Origin of the sequence: Rhizobium sp. HT1-10 (genome assembly GCF_049472505.1) — a bacterium.
Lineage (GTDB): Bacteria > Pseudomonadota > Alphaproteobacteria > Rhizobiales > Rhizobiaceae > Rhizobium.
This window is the reverse complement of record NZ_JBCEBQ010000004.1, coordinates 277,401-295,266: the sequence shown is the minus strand read 5'-3', so window position 1 is coordinate 295,266 and position 17,866 is coordinate 277,401. Positions and strand designations below refer to the sequence as shown.

Sequence of the window (17,866 nt, the reverse complement as noted above, 5' to 3'; positions counted from 1 at the left end):
CTTCGGCATGTCCGGATGGCACCCAAGCGCATCCCGCCTTGGCGCGGCCGCATGGCTGCACTATGGTCGCGCGGCGATCCGCGATTGTGCGGCCGAACGCCATGCCGAAAAGACTATGCCGGAAGGACCTGCGATGAACAAAGCCATCACCTATCTCGTCTTCGTTGCCGCCGTTCTCGGCATCGGGATCGCGATCGGCTTCATCAATCTGCCCGGTGAATGGTACCAGTCGCTGGTGAAGCCGCCCTTCAATCCGCCGAACTGGCTGTTCGGCCCGGCGTGGACGACGCTCTATATCCTGATCGGCATCGCCGGCGCCCGGACCTGGCTGCAGGGCGCGCGGAGCGAGGGCATGAAGCTTTGGTTCGTGCAGATGGCGCTGAACTTCCTGTGGTCGCCCTTCTTCTTCGGCCTGCAAAAGCCGCTGATCGCCCTCGTCATCATCATCGGGATGCTGATCGTTATCCTCGCCTTCATCGTCAATCGCTGGCATCGCGACCGGATCGCTGCGCTGCTTTTCCTCCCCTATGCCGCCTGGGTCGCCTTCGCTATGGTGCTCAACGCCTCCATTGCCTATCTGAACTGAAATCGGCCTCACGGCGCTTGTCTGATACCGGCAGCCATGCCACTTTCCCGTGACCAACGAGGGCGTGGCATGGGCGAAGGCAGCAGTGGCGATTTCCGGCAGCGGATTCGCGAGAGTTTTCAGAAGCAGGCCGCAATGGAAACCATCGGCGCCGAGTTGACGCGCGTCCAGCACGGCATGGTCGAGATCGAGCTTCCCTTCGATGTCAAGCTGACGCAGCAGCACGGTATCCTGCATGCCGGCATCATCTCCGCCGCGCTGGATTCGGCCTGCGGCTTTGCCGCCTACAGCGTCATCGACCCCGAAGCCTCGATCCTGACAATCGAATTCAAGGTCAACCTGATGTCGCCCGGCCGGGGCGAGCGCTTCCTGTTTCGCGGCGAGGTCACCAAGCCGGGCACGACGATCATCGTCGCCGACGGGCGCGGCTATGCCATCGGCGACGGACCGGCCAAGCTGATCGCCTCGATGACGGGGACGATGATGGTTATCCGCGGCAGAGAGGGAATTTCCGGATGACGTTCGAACTGAAATCCGTGTCCGGCAAGACCATCCTGTTCGTCATGGCGGCAGAAGCGGAATACGGCCCCTTCCTGCGCACCCGCATCGAGCCGCTGATGACCGGCGTTGGCCCCGTTGAGGCGGCGATTGTGCTCACCCGGACGCTGGAGCAGCTGGACGCGCGCGACGAACTGCCCGACCTCGTGGTCTCGCTCGGGTCTGCCGGCTCGGCCACGCTGGAGCAGACGGAAGTCTATCAGGTCAGCTCGGTCTCCTATCGCGACATGGATGCCTCGCCGCTCGGCTTCGAGCGCGGCCGGACACCCTTTCTCGACCTGCCCGCCACCATCGAGCTGCCGCTGCGGATCCCGGCGGTGCCGGCGGCCAGCCTGTCCACCGGCGGCAACGTCATTTCGGGCACTGACGCCTATGCCGCGATCGGCACCGACATGGTCGACATGGAGACTTTTGCCGTCCTGCGCGCCTGCCAGACCTACAAGCTGCCGCTGATCGGCCTGCGCGGCATTTCCGACGGTGTCGTCGAATTGCAGCATATCAGCGGCTGGACGGAGTATCTGCATATCGTCGACCGCAAGCTCTCCTATGCCGTCGACAGCTTGTTCGCGGCCCTTGAGGACGGGGTCTTCTGGTTCTGAAAGCCTTGGCATTCAGGACAATCGGGACAATATTTTCCAGACAGCCGGCATTTGCCCGATTGCATGAAGCAAGGCTTTTCTCTAAAGGCTCGCCATGACCCAGATAGATCATCCAGATACCGTTCTCATCGTCGATTTCGGCAGCCAGGTAACCCAGCTGATCGCCCGCCGCGTCCGCGAGACCGGCGTGTACTGCGAGATCGCCCCGTTTCAGTCTGCGGAAGAGGCCTTCCACCGGCTGAACCCGAAGGCGGTTATCCTGTCCGGCAGCCCGGCATCGACTGTCGACGAAGGTTCGCCGCGCGCACCGCAGATCATTTTCGACAGCGGATTGCCTGTCTTCGGCATCTGCTATGGCCAGCAGACGATGTGCATGCAGCTCGGCGGCATGGTCGAGAGCGGCCATCACCGCGAATTCGGCCGCGCCTTCCTCGAGGTCGACAAGGATTGCAAGCTGTTCGAGGGCCTCTGGTCCTCCGGCTCGCGCCACCAGGTCTGGATGAGCCACGGCGACCGCGTCACCGCATTGCCTGAAGGCTTCGAGGTCATCGCCACATCGTCGAACGCACCCTATGCCTTCATCGCCGACGAGAAGCGCAAATATTACGGCGTGCAGTTCCATCCGGAAGTCGTCCACACACCCGATGGCGCCAAGCTGATCGCCAATTTCATCCACAACATCGCCGGCCTCAAGGGCGACTGGACGATGTCGGCCTACCGCGCCAAGGCGGTCGAGGCCATCCGCGCCCAGGTCGGCGACAAGCGCGTCATCTGCGGCCTGTCCGGCGGCGTCGATTCATCGGTCGCGGCCTTGCTCATCCACGAGGCGGTCGGCGACCAGCTGACCTGCATCCTCGTCGACCACGGCCTGATGCGCAAGAACGAGGCAGCCGATGTCGTCGCCATGTTCAAGGAGCACTACAACCTGCATCTCGTCCATGTCGACGCATCCGACATGTTCATCGATGCGCTGGAAGGCGAAAGCGATCCGGAAACCAAGCGCAAGACCATCGGCCGCCTGTTCATCGACGTCTTCGAGGCGGAAGCCAAGAAGCTCGGCGGCGCGGAGTTCCTTGCCCAAGGCACGCTCTATCCAGACGTCATCGAAAGCGTCTCCTTCTCCGGCGGCCCCTCGGTCACCATCAAGTCGCACCACAATGTCGGCGGCCTGCCCGACCGCATGAACATGGCCCTGGTCGAACCCTTGCGCGAGTTGTTCAAGGACGAGGTCCGGGTGCTCGGCAAGGAGCTCGGCCTGCCCGATAGCTTCATCGGCCGCCACCCCTTCCCCGGCCCAGGTCTCGCCATCCGCTGCCCCGGCGGCATCAGCCGCGAAAAGCTGGAAATCCTGCGCGAAGCCGACGCCATCTATCTCGACGAAATCCGCAAGGCCGGCCTCTACGACGCCATCTGGCAGGCCTTTGCCGTGCTCCTGCCGGTCCAGACCGTCGGCGTCATGGGCGACGGCCGCACCTACGAATTCGTCTGCGCGCTGCGCGCCGTCACCTCGGTCGACGGCATGACGGCGGATTTCTACCACTACGACATGGAGTTCCTCGGCCGCGCCGCCACCCGCATCATCAACGAAGTCCGCGGCATCAACCGGGTCGTCTACGACGTGACGAGCAAGCCGCCCGGTACGATCGAGTGGGAATGATTGACGCGTATCCGGGCGTTTCCGAATTTACGCTGAAATACGATCTAACGCTGAAACGCTTATCTCGCTTGGGCCAGCTGGAGAAGAATTAGGCCAGCAGATGCACGGGGACACCAAGCGCTGGCCCGGCGTCAGCCAGCCGCTGGTCAAGCGTATATACTGTGGCACCATGCTCCGACGCGATGGCGAGATGCAGCGCGTCTCCCGCACGCAGCCCGAGCGCATGTTGATCAGCGAACCTCGCCGCTGCCCGGAACTGGCCGCCCGTTACGGGCAGTTTGATGAAACTCTCGGCGACGAGCTTGTTGAACATGGCGAGTGCTGCGGCGCGCTGCTCGAGGGTGATCTGTCCGGTCCGCAGCTTCAGGAGCCGCGCCGGATCCTGCTCCGCCAGCCAGGCCTGAACGCGCGGAGTCGTGGCTTCGTTGGAGAGCGCCGCAACGATCAGCGACGTATCGAGATAAAGCATCAGTAGCGATCGCCATCCCGCATCGACCGCACGAGATCGGCAGCATTCTGGGCTTGGGGCGGCATCGTCGTCGTCAACGATTGAAGCAGTGCCGCATCGATCGGCTTGCGGGGCCTTTCCACCGCGGTGAGCCGGGCGACGGGCTTACCGCGACGGGTGATATCGATCGAATCGCCCGCTTCGACCCGGTCGATCAGTTCGCTCAGATGGGCTTTGGCATCCGCCAGATTGATTGCGTGCACGTCACACTACTGATCATGGAGATAGTCATATAGCGGATTGGGCGCAAGACTTCCAGCAGCAGGTTTGCCGATGCGGCATTGTCTCACTGGCAGCAACATTTATGGCATGATCTGAGGGCCTGCCTACGACGCCGCCGCTTTCCCTTCTCCCCTCGGGGAGAAGGTGGCCGAAGGCCGGATGAGGGGGCCGAGCCGAAAGCAAAGCAGATTGCGGTGAACGATCTCCAGGCGCCAAGTCTGCAGCCTACGCGTTATCTGACGTAATGGATGTGCGGTCTCGCTGTATGCGGCGACAGCTCCACCCGGGCTTCGACCGAGAACACGTCCCGCAGCAGCGCTTCCGTCAGCACGTTTTCCGGCGTGCCCGAGGCCACGATCCGCCCACGCTCCAGCACGATCAGCGCGTCGCAAAACATGGCGGCGTGGTTGAGGTCGTGGAGCGCGATGATGCTGGTCATCGGCAGGCTGGAGACGAGCCTGAGGAGGCCGATCTGGTGCTGGACGTCCAGATGGTTGGTCGGCTCGTCGAGGATCAGTTCCTTCGGCGATTGGGCCAGGGCGCGCGCGATCTGGGTGCGCTGCCGTTCACCGCCGGACAAATTGTGCCAGCGGTCATTGCGCTTTTCCATAAGGCCCGTGCGTGAGAGAGCCGCTTCCACCGCCTGTTCGTCGGCCAGCGACCAGCCGGAAAACATCGACCGGTGCGGAAAGCGCCCGAGCCTGACGACATCGATGACGCGCAGGCTGGCATTGGTGGTGGCGTGCTGCTCGACGAAGGCGACGCGGCGGGCCAGGGCGCGGCGGCCGACTGCGGCAATGTCCTTACCGTCGAGCGTGACCCGGCCGCCATCCGGTTGCTTGAGGCCGGCCAGTAGCCGCAGAAGCGATGTCTTGCCGGAGCCGTTGGGACCGAGCAGGCCCAGCATGCCGCCGGATCGGGCCTCGAAGGAGATCCCGTCGAGGATCGTCTTCTTGCCGATGTTCCAGATGAGGTTTTCAGCCGTGATGCTCATGATGCCCGCTGGAACCGGTAGAGGATGAGGGAAAACACGGGCACGCCGACCAGTGCGGTGACGACGCCGATCGGCAGCACCTGGTGGGGGATCAACACGCGCGAGGCGATATCGGCAAGCACCATGAAAATGGCGCCGAAGATGGCACATGCCGGCAGCAGCCGGATGTGCAGCGGCCCGACGATGAAGCGGGCGGCATGCGGCACCACAAGGCCGACGAAGCCGATGGAGCCGACCATGCTGACGATCGTTGCCGTCATGACGGCGGTCAGTGCGAACAGCACGATCCGGGCGCGGCCGACATGGACGCCGAGCGAGGCCGCGGCCTCGTCGCCGAAGGCAAAGGCATCGAGAACGCGCGCATAGGCGAGGCAGGCGACCAGCGAAATGCCGATGACGATCGATACCAGCGTAAGTTCCGGCCAGCGCACGCCGCCGAAACTGCCGAGCAGCCAGAACATCACGTCGCGCGCCTGCTGGGCGTTGCCCGAGGTGGTGACGATATAGGAGGTGGCGGCGTTGAAGAGCTGCGAGGCGGCAACGCCGGCAAGGATCGTGCGGTCGGCACCACCGCGCGCTCCGTTCGACAGCAACGCGACGAACAGGAAGGCACCGAAGGCGCCGGCGAAGGCGCCCGATGACAGCGAAACCGTACCTGCTCCGATGCCGAGGATGACGATGGCGACCGCGCCGGTCGAGGCACCGGCCGAGATCCCGAGCACATAGGGTTCGGCCAGCGGATTGCGCAGCAGGGCCTGCATGATCGCGCCTGATAGCGCCAAACCCGCGCCGCAGAAGGCGGCGACCAGCGCCCGGCTGAGGCGGTAATCCCAGATCACGGTTTCGTGGATGCAGCTGAGCGGGACGGCCGTCCAGCCGAGGCGGTTGGTGACCGCAGCAAAGGTGGTCGAAAGCGGGATCGGCAAGTCGCCGATGCCGACGCTGACCGCCACCACCAGAGCGATGGCGGCAAGCGAGGCCAGCACCAGGAGACCCGGTACCGCCAGCTGCGGCAAGGAGCGGCGCGTCATGCTCACTTCAGCAGGCCGAGGGCTTTCAGCTGGCTGGCCACCTGTTCGGCACCGTAGATCGTGCGGATGGTCGGGTTCATTGCCTGCCCGTCCATCACGACGATGGCCTTGTTCTTGACAGCCGCGATCTGGCTCACGGCAGGATCGCTGGTGAGGAATTTTATCTTCGCTTCCGGCTTGTCCAGTTCCCAGCGATTGCGGTCGAGATTGGCGACGACGATCACATCCGGGTTGGCCGCGATGATGCTTTCCCAGCCGAGCGTCGGCCATTCCGCCTCGGCCTCGATGGCGTTGCGGCCGCCAAGCACATCGGCGATAAAGCCCGATGCGCTGTTCTTGCCGCCGAGATAGGCGTCGGCCGAAGGGCTCGGACTGGAGAACCAGAAGACATAGGAGAGCTTCTTGCCATCCTTCGAAACGCTGGCGCGCAACGCCGCTTCCCGCGCCTTGAGGTCGGCAATCAGCGCCTGGCCGCGATCGGCGACGTCGAAGATCTGCGAGAGCTCGTCGATCTCCCTATAGAGCTGATCCATGTTCCACAGCTGGTCGCGGCTGCCATACTCGTTCTTGACCTTGTCCGTGCTGAGGCAGGTGCTCGGCGACAGGTAGCTGGGCACGCCGACCTTCTCGAAGTCCTCGCGCTTGGCAACCTTGCTGCTCGGTCCGACCAGGGTCGGGAGTGCGGCGGCGACGAAATCCGGATTTTCGGCGAGGATGGATTCGAAGGTCGGGAATTCCACCGTCAGCAGCTTGACCTTGGCATTGGCCTCCGCCAGCTGCGGCAGCACCATGCTCGGCCAGAAGGCCGTGCCGGCCATCCTGTCCTGCAGGCCGAGCAGCAGCAGGATTTCCGCGCTGTTCTGCCCGAGACCGATCGCCCGCTCCGGTGCCTTCTCGATCGTTATCTTCGCGCCGCAATTGTCCAGCGTCAACGGATAGTGGGTCGGCGCAGCGATGGCATGATTGCAGGCCAAGCCCTGTACCAAACAAACGCCGAGGGCGGCGAGAAGCGATCTGAAGGCGGTCACGGCAACATCCTGTTCTTCTGGCCCGGCGGCCACGTGGAAAGACCCGTGCGGTATAACCATTCCCTCCGATCAAAAACAAGACGAAATGGTTCATATTTTATTTTCCAATGCCACCCCCCGGTCTGGAGGGCTTCGTCAAACGGAAAGCGCTTGTCGCGATGGGAGCCAGCTTGCTATTGAACGTCCCATCATCAGGCAGGGAGCAGCATCCATGGACGTGACCGAGATCGTGATCGAAGGCGATACGCCGGGGATAGCCTGGAAGCTGCCGGTGCTGCGCTTTGCCGGCTCCGACGCGTCAGCGCCGAAAGTCTATATCCAGGCTGCCCTGCACGCAGGCGAATTGCCGGGAACGGCGCTGCTGCATTTCCTCGTCGAGAAACTGCGGGTAGCGGAAGCCGCTGGCGGCATCAGGAGCGACATGATCGTCATCCCGCATGCCAACCCGATCGGAGCCGCGCAATCGCTGTTTGGCGGCATGGAGGGGCGCTTCGAGCTCGGCTCACGCACCAATTTCAATCGCGACTTCCCGCTGATCGCGCTCGGCGACCGCGCCAAGCTGCTGGAGAACATCGGCCGGCTGCCGGCTGCCGTCCGGTTGAAGCGCCAGCTGATCCACATGGCGCTCGGGGCCGATCTCGTCATCGACCTGCATTGCGACGATGAATCGCTGCAATATGCCTATATCGACAGCGCCTTCTGGCCGGAGGCTTCCGATCTGGCGGCCGCGCTCGACATGCAGGCAGTGCTGCTGTCGGACGGCGAGAGCTCGGCTTTCGAGGAGGCAGTCAGCTATGCCTGGAAATACGAGGTACCGGGCGAAAAGAAGCAGCGCCTGCCCGGCAAGCTGTCGGTCACGGTCGAATTGCGCGGCACCCGCGACGTCTATCCCGAGATGGCGCGCAGGGATGCCGAGGGTCTGTGGAACTTCCTCGCCTCCCGTGGCATCGTTCGCGACGATACCGTCCGCTTGGACGCATTCAGCGGCCCGGCCGTGCCGCTCGACAATGTCGAGATGATCCGTACGCCTGCCGCCGGCACGGTGCTGTTCCATCGCAACATCGGCGAGCGCGTCGAGAAGGGCGACCTGCTGGCCACGATCATCACCGCTCCCGGCATGGCTGACGGGACGCTGGACGTTTTCGCACCGCAGGCGGGCCTGATCGTCACCCGCGTTTCCGACCGCCTTGTGCGCCGGGGTGCCGACCTGATGAAGATCGGCTGCGATGCGCCGAGCAGCGTTGTGCGCAAGCCCGGCACGCTGGAGGACTGAGCATGGGCGTGACCCTCTACGGCATCAAAAACTGCGACACGATGAAGAAGGCGCGCGGCTGGCTCGACAGCCACGGCATCCCCTACCGCTTTCACGACTACAAGGCCGAAGGCATCGACAGCGACCATCTGCGACGCTGGATCGACCAGGCCGGCTGGGAGACCGTGCTCAACCGCGCCGGCACGACATTCCGGAAGCTCGACGAGGCAGACCGGACCGGTCTCGACGCCGAGAAAGCCATCGCCCTGATGCTCGCCCAACCCTCGATGATCAAACGCCCGGTGCTGGAGGCAGAGGGCAAGCTGCTGGTGGGGTTCAAGCCGGAAGCATATCAAACACTTTTCAAGATGTGAGCCATGTCGAAAACCACCCGCGCCACGCAGGTCCTTAGCCAGGCAAAGATTGCCTTCACCGTGCATGTCTATGATTACGACCCTGGCGCCGAGAGGATCGGCATGCAGGCGGCGGAGGCTTTGGGGGAGGCGCCGCAGCGGGTGCTGAAGACGCTGATGGCCGAGGTCGACGGCAAGCCGGTCTGCGTGATCGTGCCGTCCGACCGCGAGGTCAGCATGAAGAAGCTCGCCGCCGCCTTTGGCGGCAAGTCGGCCCATATGATGAAGCCTGCCGACGCCGAGCGGCTGACCGGCTACCATGTCGGCGGCATCAGCCCGTTCGGACAGAAGAAGCTGGTGCCGACGGCCGTCGAGGTGGCGGCGCTCGGCGAAGATCTCGTCTTCATGAATGGTGGGCAGCGCGGGCTGCAGGTGCGGCTCGCCCCGCAGGATGCCGTGGCGGTGCTGAAGGCGAATGCCGTGCCGCTGGTCGCCTGAGCGCCCTGCCCCACCCGTCCATCCGCCGAATTGCATTGCGGCGAGCTTCATTTTCGCCGCAATGGGGCTTATGTCTTCTGCCTCGGCATTTTCCCAGCAGGCAGGTTTCCATGACATCCGTATCGAAAAGCGTTCATACCGTTGATCCCGTCAAGCTCGACAAGCTTGCCGAGGTGGCCATCAAGGTCGGATTGCAGTTGCAGAAGGGTCAGGACCTGGTCGTCACCGCCCCCGTGGCGGCGATGCCGTTGGTGCGGCGGATCACACGGCACGCCTATATGGCCGGTGCCGGCCTCGTGACCTCCTTCTATGCCGACGAGGAAGCGACGCTCGCCCGCTACGAGAACGGCAGCGACGAAAGCTTCGACCGCGCCGCCGGCTGGCTCTATGAAGGCATGGCCAATGCCTTTGCCAATGGCGCTGCGCGGCTGGCGGTGTCCGGCGACAATCCGATGCTGCTGTCGGGCCAGGACCCGGCCAAGGTGGCACGCGCCAACCGCGCCAATTCCACGGCCTACAAGCCGGCGCTGGAAAAGATCTCCAACTTCGACATCAACTGGAACATCGTCTCCTATCCCAACCCGTCCTGGGCACGCCTGGTGTTTCCGAACGATCCCGAGCCGATCGCGGTTGCCAAGCTCGCGCGGGCGATCTTTGCGGCATCGCGCGTCGATGTCGAGGACCCCATCGCCGCCTGGACCGAGCACAACGCGAACTTGCGCGTCCGCTCCAGCTGGCTCAACCAACAGCGTTTCTCGGGCCTGCATTTCGTCGGGCCGGGCACCGATGTCACCATCGGCCTTGCCGACGGCCATGAATGGCATGGCGGCGCCTCGACGGCGAAGAACGGGATTACCTGCAACCCGAATATCCCGACGGAGGAAGTCTTCACCACGCCGCATGCGCTGCGGGTCGACGGCCACGTCTCCAGCACCAAGCCGCTGTCGCATGGCGGCACGCTGATCGACAACATCCAGGTGAAGTTCGAGGCCGGACGCATCGTCGAGGCCAAGGCCAGCCGCGGCGAAGAGGTGCTGAACAAGGTGTTGGACACCGACGAGGGTGCGCGGCGGCTGGGCGAAGTGGCGCTGGTGCCGCATTCCTCGCCGATTTCGGCGAGCGGCATCCTTTTCTACAACACGCTGTTCGACGAGAACGCATCCTGCCATATCGCGCTCGGCCAGTGCTATTCGAAGTGCTTCCTCGACGGGGCGTCGCTGACCCAGGAACAGATCAAGGCGCAGGGCGGCAATTCCAGCCTGATCCATATCGACTGGATGATCGGCTCCAACAAGGTCGACATCGACGGCATCAAGCCGGACGGCACGCGCGTGCCGGTCATGCGTGGGGGTGAATGGGCCTGACCATCAACCGCCGGGCGCCTCAGCCTAGCCCTTGGCGGCGAGGCGCCTGCTGGCTTGCCCAGACGCTGGCGATGACCACGACGACGCCCAGCAGCTGAACGGCATCGAGCGCCTGCCCGAGCAGGCACCAGCCGAGAAGGACCGCGACCAGCGGGCTGAGGAAACCCAATGCGGAAGCCGCCTGCGCGCCGATCAGCCGCAGGCCGCGAAACCAGAGCATATAGGTGAAGGCAGCCCCGATCAGCCCGAGATAGAGAAAGCCGATGAGGTTTGCAGGCGTCAGCGGCGGCAGGGTTGGCTCCATCAGGAGTGCCACTGGCGCCAGCAGCAGCCCGCCCGCCGTCAGTTGCCAGGCCGTGAAGCTCAGCGGCGACACCGGCGGCTTCCAATGGCGGCTGAGAACGGTGCCGAGCGCCATCGACAGGGCACCGGCCAGGCCCGCAGCGATGCCGACGGGATCGAGTGCCGCGCCCGGCCGCAGCACCAGCAGGGCGACGCCACAAAGCCCGGCCGCACCGGCCAGCAGCGCAATCGTCCGCACCGGCGTGCCCATAACGACACGAGAGAGCGCAATGACGATCAACGGCTGGACGGCGCCGACCGTTGCCGCCACGCCGCCGGGCAAGCGATAGGCTGAGACGAACAGGAAGCCCCAGAACAGCGAGAAATTGAGGGCGCCCAGCACCAGGCTCTTCCACCACCAGGCGCCCTGCGGCCATTGCCGGACAATCAGCAGCAACAGGAGGCCGGCGGGAAGCGCGCGCAGGGCTGCGACCGTCAACGGCATGCCGGGCGGCAGAAGCTGGGTCGTGACGATGTAGGTCGATCCCCAGATGGCGGGCGCCAATGCGGTCAGGGCGACATCGCGGGCATTGGACATGACAACTCTCCATTTATCTTGACCTCAAGGTAAGTGGAGAAATCTTGACGTCAAGATAAATCGCCGCATAGTAAGCGCATGGATCACGTCGACATCATTCTCCAACAATGGCAACGCGAGCGCCCCGACCTCGACACCGCTGCGATGGGGCTTCTCGGCCGCCTTACCCGTCTGCATGCCCATCTGTCGCGCGAGATCGAAAGCGTGCTGGCTGAGCACGACCTGTCGCGGGCGAGTTTTGATGTCCTGGCGACCCTGCGCAGATCCGGCGCGCCCTATCGCCTGTCTCCCGGCGATCTGCTGGCGGCGACCATGGTGACCTCCGGGACGATGACCAACCGCATCGATCAGCTGGAAAAGCGCGGCCTCGTCTGCCGCCTGTCCAATCCGCCGGACGGGCGCAGCGTTCTGATTGGCCTGACGGACGAGGGCCTGTCGCTGATCGACAGGACGGTGACCGCGCATGTGGCAAACCAGCAGAAGATCACGTCCGGCCTCAGCCCCGACGAGTTTGCCGCGCTGGACGGGTTGCTGGCGCGCTATCTGGCGCAATTCGAGCCGGCGGCACCGAAGGAATAGCGGCAGGCCGGATGCCTGCTCGGACTGCTGAAGAGGTACCATCTAACAAGTCTGCGGGTCACTCGGGAAATTGGAGCCGGTTGCCCCCCTCATCTTCGCCATTGTGGCGAGGTCCAGTCAGCTTAAGTCCTTGCGCTGAAAGGTCTTTTGACACGACAGACGTCGTGCCGCTGGATCCCTGCCACAAGGCCGAGTAGGGCATCGCTCTCGTCAAACAAGCGTCTTCAGGGTTTGTCAGCAGTCTTGGCAGGCAGGATGCCTGATTTGCGGCGTGGTGGTCGGGTTTTGCAGGTCCACCGATCAGCGGCGCGCGCGGCGGCCATCAGATGTCGAGATCGACCCAGACGGCGGCGTGATCGGAGGCCGCCTGCTCCGGCGCTGTCAGCTCCGCATAGGTTTCCCAGCGCTTTGGCTTGACGCCCGGCCAGACACCCTTGCGGAAGACGCCACCCTTTTCAATCTTTGCAAACAGCTTCGGCGACAGGAAGAGATAGTCGATCTTGTTGCCGGCATTGCCGAGACCGAAGGTGCCGGGAAAGCCGCCTTCATCGAAATTCGGATGGGTGAAGGCATCTTTCAGCGTGCTGTCGACAAGCGGCTCCAGCTGCGCGCTGTCAGGCGTATCGTTGAGGTCGCCGATCAGGGCAATATACTCGAAGCCACCGGCCAGCAGGTCCTCGTAGACGACCCTTGCGCGTTCGGCCTGCGCGCGGCGCCTGGCATTGGACGACTGCGGGCTGCCGAAACCCTTGCTCTTGAAGTGGTTGAGCAGGACGACCAGCGTCGTGCCCTTCGGCGTGGTGATGAAATATTCCGGGCAGTCGCGCGAGAATATCAGATTGCCATCGGCGCTTCTGTCATCGACATGGCTGCGCATCAGCCCGAGCGTGAAGTGCTCGCGCGCCATCAATCCGACGTCGATCCCACGCTCGTCATTGCCATCGATCACCATCACCTGATGAAACGGCTTGCCGGACACCGCCGGAAGGACCTGCTCGTTGAAGGCAGACAACACCGGCCGGCTCTCGACCTCGACGACCCCAAGCACGTCGGCCTCAAGATCGGTCATTACCCTTGCGGTGTTGCGCATCGCCTGTTCGCTGACCGGCGCATCGCGAAGTTCGAGCGATCCGACCCAGTCCGATCTGCCGTTGGCTGTGACGATGACGCCGCCGGCATGCGGTCTTTTCAGCAGCGCGCCGCGATTGCGCCTGAGAATGACGAAAGGGCCGGTGTCGCTCTTTTCCATGCCGAGTTCGACAATGAGCGCTGCCATCCGCGTCTTGTCGGCCGCGCTGTAAGTCACCTGCCCCAGCAGGCCGTTGAGCGCGGCGAATTTCTCGAGCACGGGCTTGCCATCGGCCCACGTGTCGAGGTTCATCGCTTTTGCGCGGTCAAACAGATTTTCGACGTTGAAAGATGCCAGGCGCATGGAAAGCTCCTCAACATTGCAAGACGTATCCTTAGCATCTCTATGTTGCAATTCGATGTCAATATGCAAATCCAGGTGGAGTAACCGGATAATGCCAAGGCCGCCTAAAACAGCGTGCCCTGCTTCGGCGGTTCGACGGATGCGGCGGGCTCGGCCGGCTTCGGTGTACGCTTCTTCATCGGCGCGCCGCCGGCCGGTGCAGGTGTCGTGCCGTCTTCGCTGGTGACGGCACCGATCCGTCCGTCGGCGAACTCGATCGACAGGGCGGCGCCCGCCGACAGCAGGGCGGCTGAGGATACGGGGCGGTCGTCTTCGTCCCGAACGACGGCATAGCCGCGTTTCAGGACATTCTTGTAGGACAGAGACTGTAGCACGCGGTCCTGCGCGACGATGATGCCGCGGGCCTCGCTCAGACGGTGGCGGATGGCGGTGTCGGAGTGGCGGGCGAGATTGGCAAGACGGTCGCGGAAGCTGCGCGTCTGGGCCGTCAGTCGCGCCGGCACACCGCGCATAGCAACCTCGGCGTTGGAGATGCGCTTGTGGCTGTCCGACAGCAGGCGCTCGATGCGGCGCTCGGCACGCACCATGCGCTCGCTCAGCATCTGTCGTCGCTCGGCGAGTCGGCCGGACAGGACCTCGGGGCGGAGATGCGCTGCGGCGCGCTCGAAGCTGCGACGCTTGTTGAGGGTGTTGAGTTCCAGGCCACGGCCGAGGCCGGCTGCGGTTTCGTCGAAGCGGCGACGCGGCAGGGCCAGCAACTGGTCCAGCGACGGCAGGGCACGCACCAGAGCGCGCACGGCCTGGCCGCGATGGTCCATGTGGCGGCGGATGCCGGTCTGCAGACGCGCCGAAAGCCCGGCGGCCTGTGCCTCGAGCTCTGCCTTGACCGGCACGGCCATTTCGGCAGCGCCTGTCGGGGTCGGCGCGCGGATATCGGCGGCATAGTCGATCAGCGTCCAGTCGGTCTCGTGGCCGACGGCGGAGATCAGCGGGATCGTGCTTTCGGCTGCCGCCCGCACAACAATTTCGTCGTTGAAACTCCAGAGATCCTCGAGGCTGCCGCCGCCGCGCGCAACGATCAGCACGTCCGGGCGCGGCAACGCGCCGCCCATTTGAAAGGCGTTGAAGCCGCGAATGGCATTGGCGACTTCCGTTCCAGAGCCCTCGCCCTGAACCTTCACCGGCCAGACCAGCACATGGACGGGAAACCGATCGGCGATGCGGTGGAGAATATCGCGGATGACGGCACCGGTCGGCGAGGTGACGACGCCGATGACCTTCGGCATGAACGGCAACCGCTTCTTGCGGTCGGCATCGAACAGGCCTTCGGCGCCGAGCTTGCGCTTGCGCTCCTCGATCAGCGCCATCAACGCGCCGGCGCCGGCCGGCTCCAGCGTCTCGATGACGATCTGGTATTTCGACGAGCCCGGGAAGGTCGTGACCTTGCCGGTGGCGATGACTTCCATGCCCTCTTCGGGCTTGAACTTGAGCTTGGAGAAGCTTCCCTTCCAGATGACGGCATCGATGCGCGCGCGGTCGTCCTTCAGCGAGAAATAGGCGTGGCCGGAGGAATGCGGCCCGCGATAGCCGGAGATCTCGCCGCGCACCCGCACCTGATCGAAGGCGTTTTCGACCGTCCGCTTGATCGAGCCGGACAGTTCCGAGACCGAATACTCGGAGAGGTTCGACGGCGAATCATTTTCGAAGAGACTGCTCATGCGTCTTTCTAGCGCAGGCAGGCTCCAAGATCAGCCACACCGGCGCCACATCCCGTATTTTTACGGGCCTGTTGCCGTTGCGGGCGGCGGCGGCTCCGTCCGCAAATTAGTGGTGCACCGCCGGCCGAGGTGGCGCGGACCTACGGTTGCCGCACGCTGAAGATCCGCAGGGCCTCCTTTGGACTTCCGGGTAGTGGATCCAGATAAGCGGGGACATTGCCTCTGGCCAGCTGCCCGTAGAGGCCTTCCGGCTTCAGCTTTGCAAAGCGCTCCACCTGCGGGTCCTCTGCGCAATAGGCAAGCAGCGTTACGCCGGCCTGCTGCATCATCGTCCGCGCCTCGTCGGGTGGGGCCATGCCGATCTTCATTTCAGCCAGCATGCCGTCGGCATCGCGGTGATAGGGGCCCGAGAGGGTTCGATGCGGTGTGAAGCGCAGGATCGGCGAGCCGAGATTGGAGGCTGCCAGCACGACGCCGGGGCTAAGGGCTGCGAGCGGCGCCAGCGATTCCTTCGATCCGCATGAACTGTGGTCGGCAGCCGCCGTGGATTTGGTAAAGATATTGCCGATGTCGCTCCTGGCGAGCCCGCCGCCGATGGCCCAGACGGCCGGGACAGAGACCAACACGCCGACGACATAGAAGAATGCCGCACGGATATCTTCGGAATCGGCGTTGGAGATCCGGCGCAGGTCGAGCACGAACAAGGTCAGGGGCGGGATTGCCAGCAGGTTGGCAAAGACTGCGCCGCGCACCTGCACCAGCGCGATGATCCAGTTGATGGCGAGCAACGCCAGCAGGATGGCGTGAAGCTGGGCTCGTTCGCCCCGGACGATCCGGAACAGGCAGACGACGATAGCAAGCAGGCCGACCGCATAAAAGGCGCCGATCGAGGTCGGGTCGTTGACGCTGAGCGCGACGATGGACTGCGCCTCGCTGACGCTGCTCAGCCAGAACTCGACGAGCATCGGATCGAGGCCGGCAAGCGGGTTGCCCAGGCATTGCGGCGCAAGCAGCAACGCTGAGCCGAGCACCGCGACGCCAACGACGGCGAGGACGACGAAGCGCCTGGCTCGCGGCAAGCGGCTGGCAAGAAGTGCCGATAGCAACAGCCCTATGCCGCCGACGGTCGTGATGCCGTAAAAGCCGAGCGAGAGGTTGTCGCAGGTGACCATCGAATAGAAATGCGGCGGCACGGTCGCGAAGAAGGCAGCGCTGATGGCAACGGTCAGCGTCAGCGCGAAAGCGGAGGCCGCCTTGGCGAAGGCTGCACCTTCCCAAGCCCAAAGCATGCCGACGGCCATGCACGCAACGGCGACGAAGGGCGTGGTTTCCGCGCCGATGCCGATGGCGATGGCGGCGGCGACGGCGGCGACCGCAAAACTCGAGGCGCGGAAGCGCTCGTCGATCAGCATGGCGACGATCAGTGCCACCAGGCCCATCTGGACATTGTCATGGTCGATCGAGCCCGGCAGATAGCGCACGGAAGTGATGATCAGAAAGACCGTCTGCAGCAGGGTTATGTGAACGCCCGGGACCCCTGCGAGCCGGCGCCCGACCAGAGCCATGGCGCCCATGAACGGAATGACGAGGAACAGCGGCCAAACCGTCAGTGCCAATATCTCGGCACGATCGGGGGAGACGAACTGACGAAAGAAGACGATCAGGCTGGCGATCGGCAGGTCGATGAAGCGCGACCAGTGCATCAGCGTTCCGCCGCTGAGGCCGAGCCTGTACTGCATCATGTCGAACCAGCCCTGGCCGGCGAGAAGGTCGCGGACTTCGACGAGGCGCATCGCGTCGTCATTGTCGGCACCGACATAATCGACAGCATTGTGATTAAGCACCAGCAGGACGACGATGACGGCAAAGCTATAGCTGAGGGCCAGGAACCATGTCCTTGACCACAGCGGAGTCCCTGCGGCTTTATGCTCGACGCCTTCGATCGGCCGCATATCCGTTGCATCCGTCATTTCGTGATCCTGTGCCCGCCTTGTCGCCGCGACGAAATTAGCGTTTCGGCATCAAGAAAGGGTAAAGCCACCGGCTCCAGCCGTCAGGAAATGTTGAGGAATTGGTGGGATGGTCGAAGGTGATAGGGGTCGCCGGCTTGTCGTGCCGACGCCTCAGGATAAGATTTACGAATGAGCGACCATGCGCCTTAGCACAGCCCTGCCTGCCGCGCCCACTGCGACGCACCTCGAACCCGGCCGCGCAGGTGCGGCATGAGAAAGCTCATCTGGTTTGCGATTGCCGGCAGCGTCGGCTTTGTCGTCGACGCCGGTGTGCTGATGCTCATCCTGCACTTCACCCCGATCGGGCCGTTCGGTGCACGGGCGATCAGCATTCCATCGGCGATGCTGGCGACCTGGTTCTTCAACCACACCTTCACCTTCGAAAAATCCAGCCAGTCGCTGGCCGTCGAAGGTTTTCGCTATGGGTCCGTCGGCGTCGTCTCGGCGTTGATCAACTACGGCATTTATTCCGGGCTGCTGATCTCGATCCCGATCCTGCGTCCGACCTTTGCGCTTGTCATGGCCTCGGCGGCGGCGACGGCGTTCAGCTTCTTCGGCTATTCACGCTTCGTCTTCCGCCGCTGAAGGCCTGACG

Annotated in this window: 19 protein-coding genes; 10 read left to right on the top strand and 9 right to left on the bottom strand. The window is 63.9% G+C overall.

All coding sequences use genetic code 11. The features are described from left to right. The first annotated feature begins 133 nt into the window (after positions 1-133). From VH564_RS13005 to guaA, 4 genes are all read left to right on the top strand, one after another. The gene (locus VH564_RS13005; RefSeq protein ID WP_423340258.1) at positions 134-586 is read left to right on the top strand and encodes a TspO/MBR family protein; all 453 of its coding nucleotides are present in this window, start codon (positions 134-136) and stop codon (positions 584-586) included. A 69-nt stretch (positions 587-655) separates the two neighbouring features. Continuing rightward, entirely contained in the window at positions 656-1,105 is a 450-nt protein-coding gene (locus tag VH564_RS13000; protein WP_423340257.1) for a PaaI family thioesterase, read from the top strand. Beyond that, entirely contained in the window at positions 1,102-1,743 is a 642-nt protein-coding gene (locus tag VH564_RS12995) for a 5'-methylthioadenosine/S-adenosylhomocysteine nucleosidase (protein WP_423340256.1), read from the top strand. Before VH564_RS13000 ends, VH564_RS12995 begins: the two co-directional genes overlap by 4 nt. Positions 1,744-1,837: 94 nt before the next feature. After that, the gene (gene guaA, locus VH564_RS12990; protein WP_423340255.1) at positions 1,838-3,400 is read left to right on the top strand and encodes a glutamine-hydrolyzing GMP synthase; all 1,563 of its coding nucleotides are present in this window, start codon (positions 1,838-1,840) and stop codon (positions 3,398-3,400) included. Between the two features lie 88 nt (positions 3,401-3,488). Here guaA and VH564_RS12985 read toward each other — a convergent pair whose 3' ends face one another. The 5 genes from VH564_RS12985 to VH564_RS12965 form a co-directional block, all read right to left on the bottom strand. Beyond that, positions 3,489-3,869, bottom strand: coding sequence for a type II toxin-antitoxin system VapC family toxin (locus tag VH564_RS12985; protein ID WP_423340254.1), 381 nt, complete (start codon positions 3,867-3,869; stop codon positions 3,489-3,491). Next, positions 3,869-4,111: a type II toxin-antitoxin system Phd/YefM family antitoxin gene (locus VH564_RS12980; RefSeq protein ID WP_423340253.1), complete on the bottom strand. Its 243-nt coding sequence runs from the start codon at positions 4,109-4,111 to the stop codon at positions 3,869-3,871. The genes VH564_RS12985 and VH564_RS12980 overlap by 1 nt, the downstream gene beginning before the upstream one ends. Positions 4,112-4,362: 251 nt before the next feature. Further along, entirely contained in the window at positions 4,363-5,124 is a 762-nt protein-coding gene (locus tag VH564_RS12975) for an ABC transporter ATP-binding protein (RefSeq protein WP_423340252.1), read from the bottom strand. Further along, positions 5,121-6,155, bottom strand: coding sequence for a FecCD family ABC transporter permease (locus tag VH564_RS12970; protein ID WP_423340251.1), 1,035 nt, complete (start codon positions 6,153-6,155; stop codon positions 5,121-5,123). The genes VH564_RS12975 and VH564_RS12970 overlap by 4 nt, the downstream gene beginning before the upstream one ends. Positions 6,156-6,157: 2 nt before the next feature. Then, on the bottom strand, positions 6,158-7,183 hold the full coding sequence (locus tag VH564_RS12965; protein ID WP_423340250.1) for an ABC transporter substrate-binding protein: 1,026 nt from the start codon (positions 7,181-7,183) through the stop codon (positions 6,158-6,160). Positions 7,184-7,394: 211 nt separating this feature from the next. Here VH564_RS12965 and VH564_RS12960 point away from each other — a divergent pair, with 211 nt between their 5' ends. The 4 genes from VH564_RS12960 to VH564_RS12945 all read left to right on the top strand — a co-directional run bounded on the left by VH564_RS12960 (position 7,395) and on the right by VH564_RS12945 (position 10,650). Next, a complete protein-coding gene (locus VH564_RS12960) occupies positions 7,395-8,456 on the top strand; it encodes a peptidase M14 (RefSeq protein WP_423340249.1) in 1,062 nt (353 codons plus the stop codon). 2 nt (positions 8,457-8,458) lie between these two features. Then, entirely contained in the window at positions 8,459-8,809 is a 351-nt protein-coding gene (locus VH564_RS12955) for an ArsC family reductase (protein WP_423340248.1), read from the top strand. Between the two features lie 3 nt (positions 8,810-8,812). Continuing rightward, positions 8,813-9,286, top strand: a complete 474-nt coding sequence (gene ybaK / locus VH564_RS12950; protein WP_423340247.1) for a Cys-tRNA(Pro) deacylase — start codon at positions 8,813-8,815, stop codon at positions 9,284-9,286. Positions 9,287-9,396: 110 nt separating this feature from the next. Further along, on the top strand, positions 9,397-10,650 hold the full coding sequence (locus tag VH564_RS12945; RefSeq protein WP_423340246.1) for an aminopeptidase: 1,254 nt from the start codon (positions 9,397-9,399) through the stop codon (positions 10,648-10,650). Positions 10,651-10,669: 19 nt separating this feature from the next. Here VH564_RS12945 and VH564_RS12940 read toward each other — a convergent pair whose 3' ends face one another. Continuing rightward, positions 10,670-11,530 (bottom strand): EamA family transporter, encoded by an 861-nt coding sequence (locus VH564_RS12940; RefSeq protein ID WP_423340245.1) that lies wholly within the window; start codon positions 11,528-11,530, stop codon positions 10,670-10,672. 78 nt (positions 11,531-11,608) lie between these two features. On the opposite strand from VH564_RS12940, the gene VH564_RS12935 reads away from it, so the two are divergent. Beyond that, positions 11,609-12,109, top strand: coding sequence for a MarR family winged helix-turn-helix transcriptional regulator (locus tag VH564_RS12935; protein ID WP_423340244.1), 501 nt, complete (start codon positions 11,609-11,611; stop codon positions 12,107-12,109). Positions 12,110-12,431: 322 nt separating this feature from the next. Here the strand turns inward: VH564_RS12935 and VH564_RS12930 are convergent, their stop codons facing one another. The 3 genes from VH564_RS12930 to VH564_RS12920 form a co-directional block, all read right to left on the bottom strand. Then, complete coding sequence (locus VH564_RS12930) at positions 12,432-13,541, bottom strand: endonuclease/exonuclease/phosphatase family protein (RefSeq protein ID WP_423340243.1); 1,110 nt, start codon at positions 13,539-13,541, stop codon at positions 12,432-12,434. Between the two features lie 104 nt (positions 13,542-13,645). After that, a complete protein-coding gene (gene xseA / locus VH564_RS12925) occupies positions 13,646-15,259 on the bottom strand; it encodes an exodeoxyribonuclease VII large subunit (protein ID WP_423340242.1) in 1,614 nt (537 codons plus the stop codon). A 140-nt stretch (positions 15,260-15,399) separates the two neighbouring features. Beyond that, positions 15,400-17,211, bottom strand: coding sequence for a hypothetical protein (locus VH564_RS12920; RefSeq protein WP_423340528.1), 1,812 nt, complete (start codon positions 17,209-17,211; stop codon positions 15,400-15,402). Between the two features lie 270 nt (positions 17,212-17,481). On the opposite strand from VH564_RS12920, the gene VH564_RS12915 reads away from it, so the two are divergent. Further along, the gene (locus VH564_RS12915) at positions 17,482-17,856 is read left to right on the top strand and encodes a GtrA family protein (RefSeq protein WP_423340241.1); all 375 of its coding nucleotides are present in this window, start codon (positions 17,482-17,484) and stop codon (positions 17,854-17,856) included. The last annotated feature ends 10 nt before the right edge of the window (positions 17,857-17,866 follow it).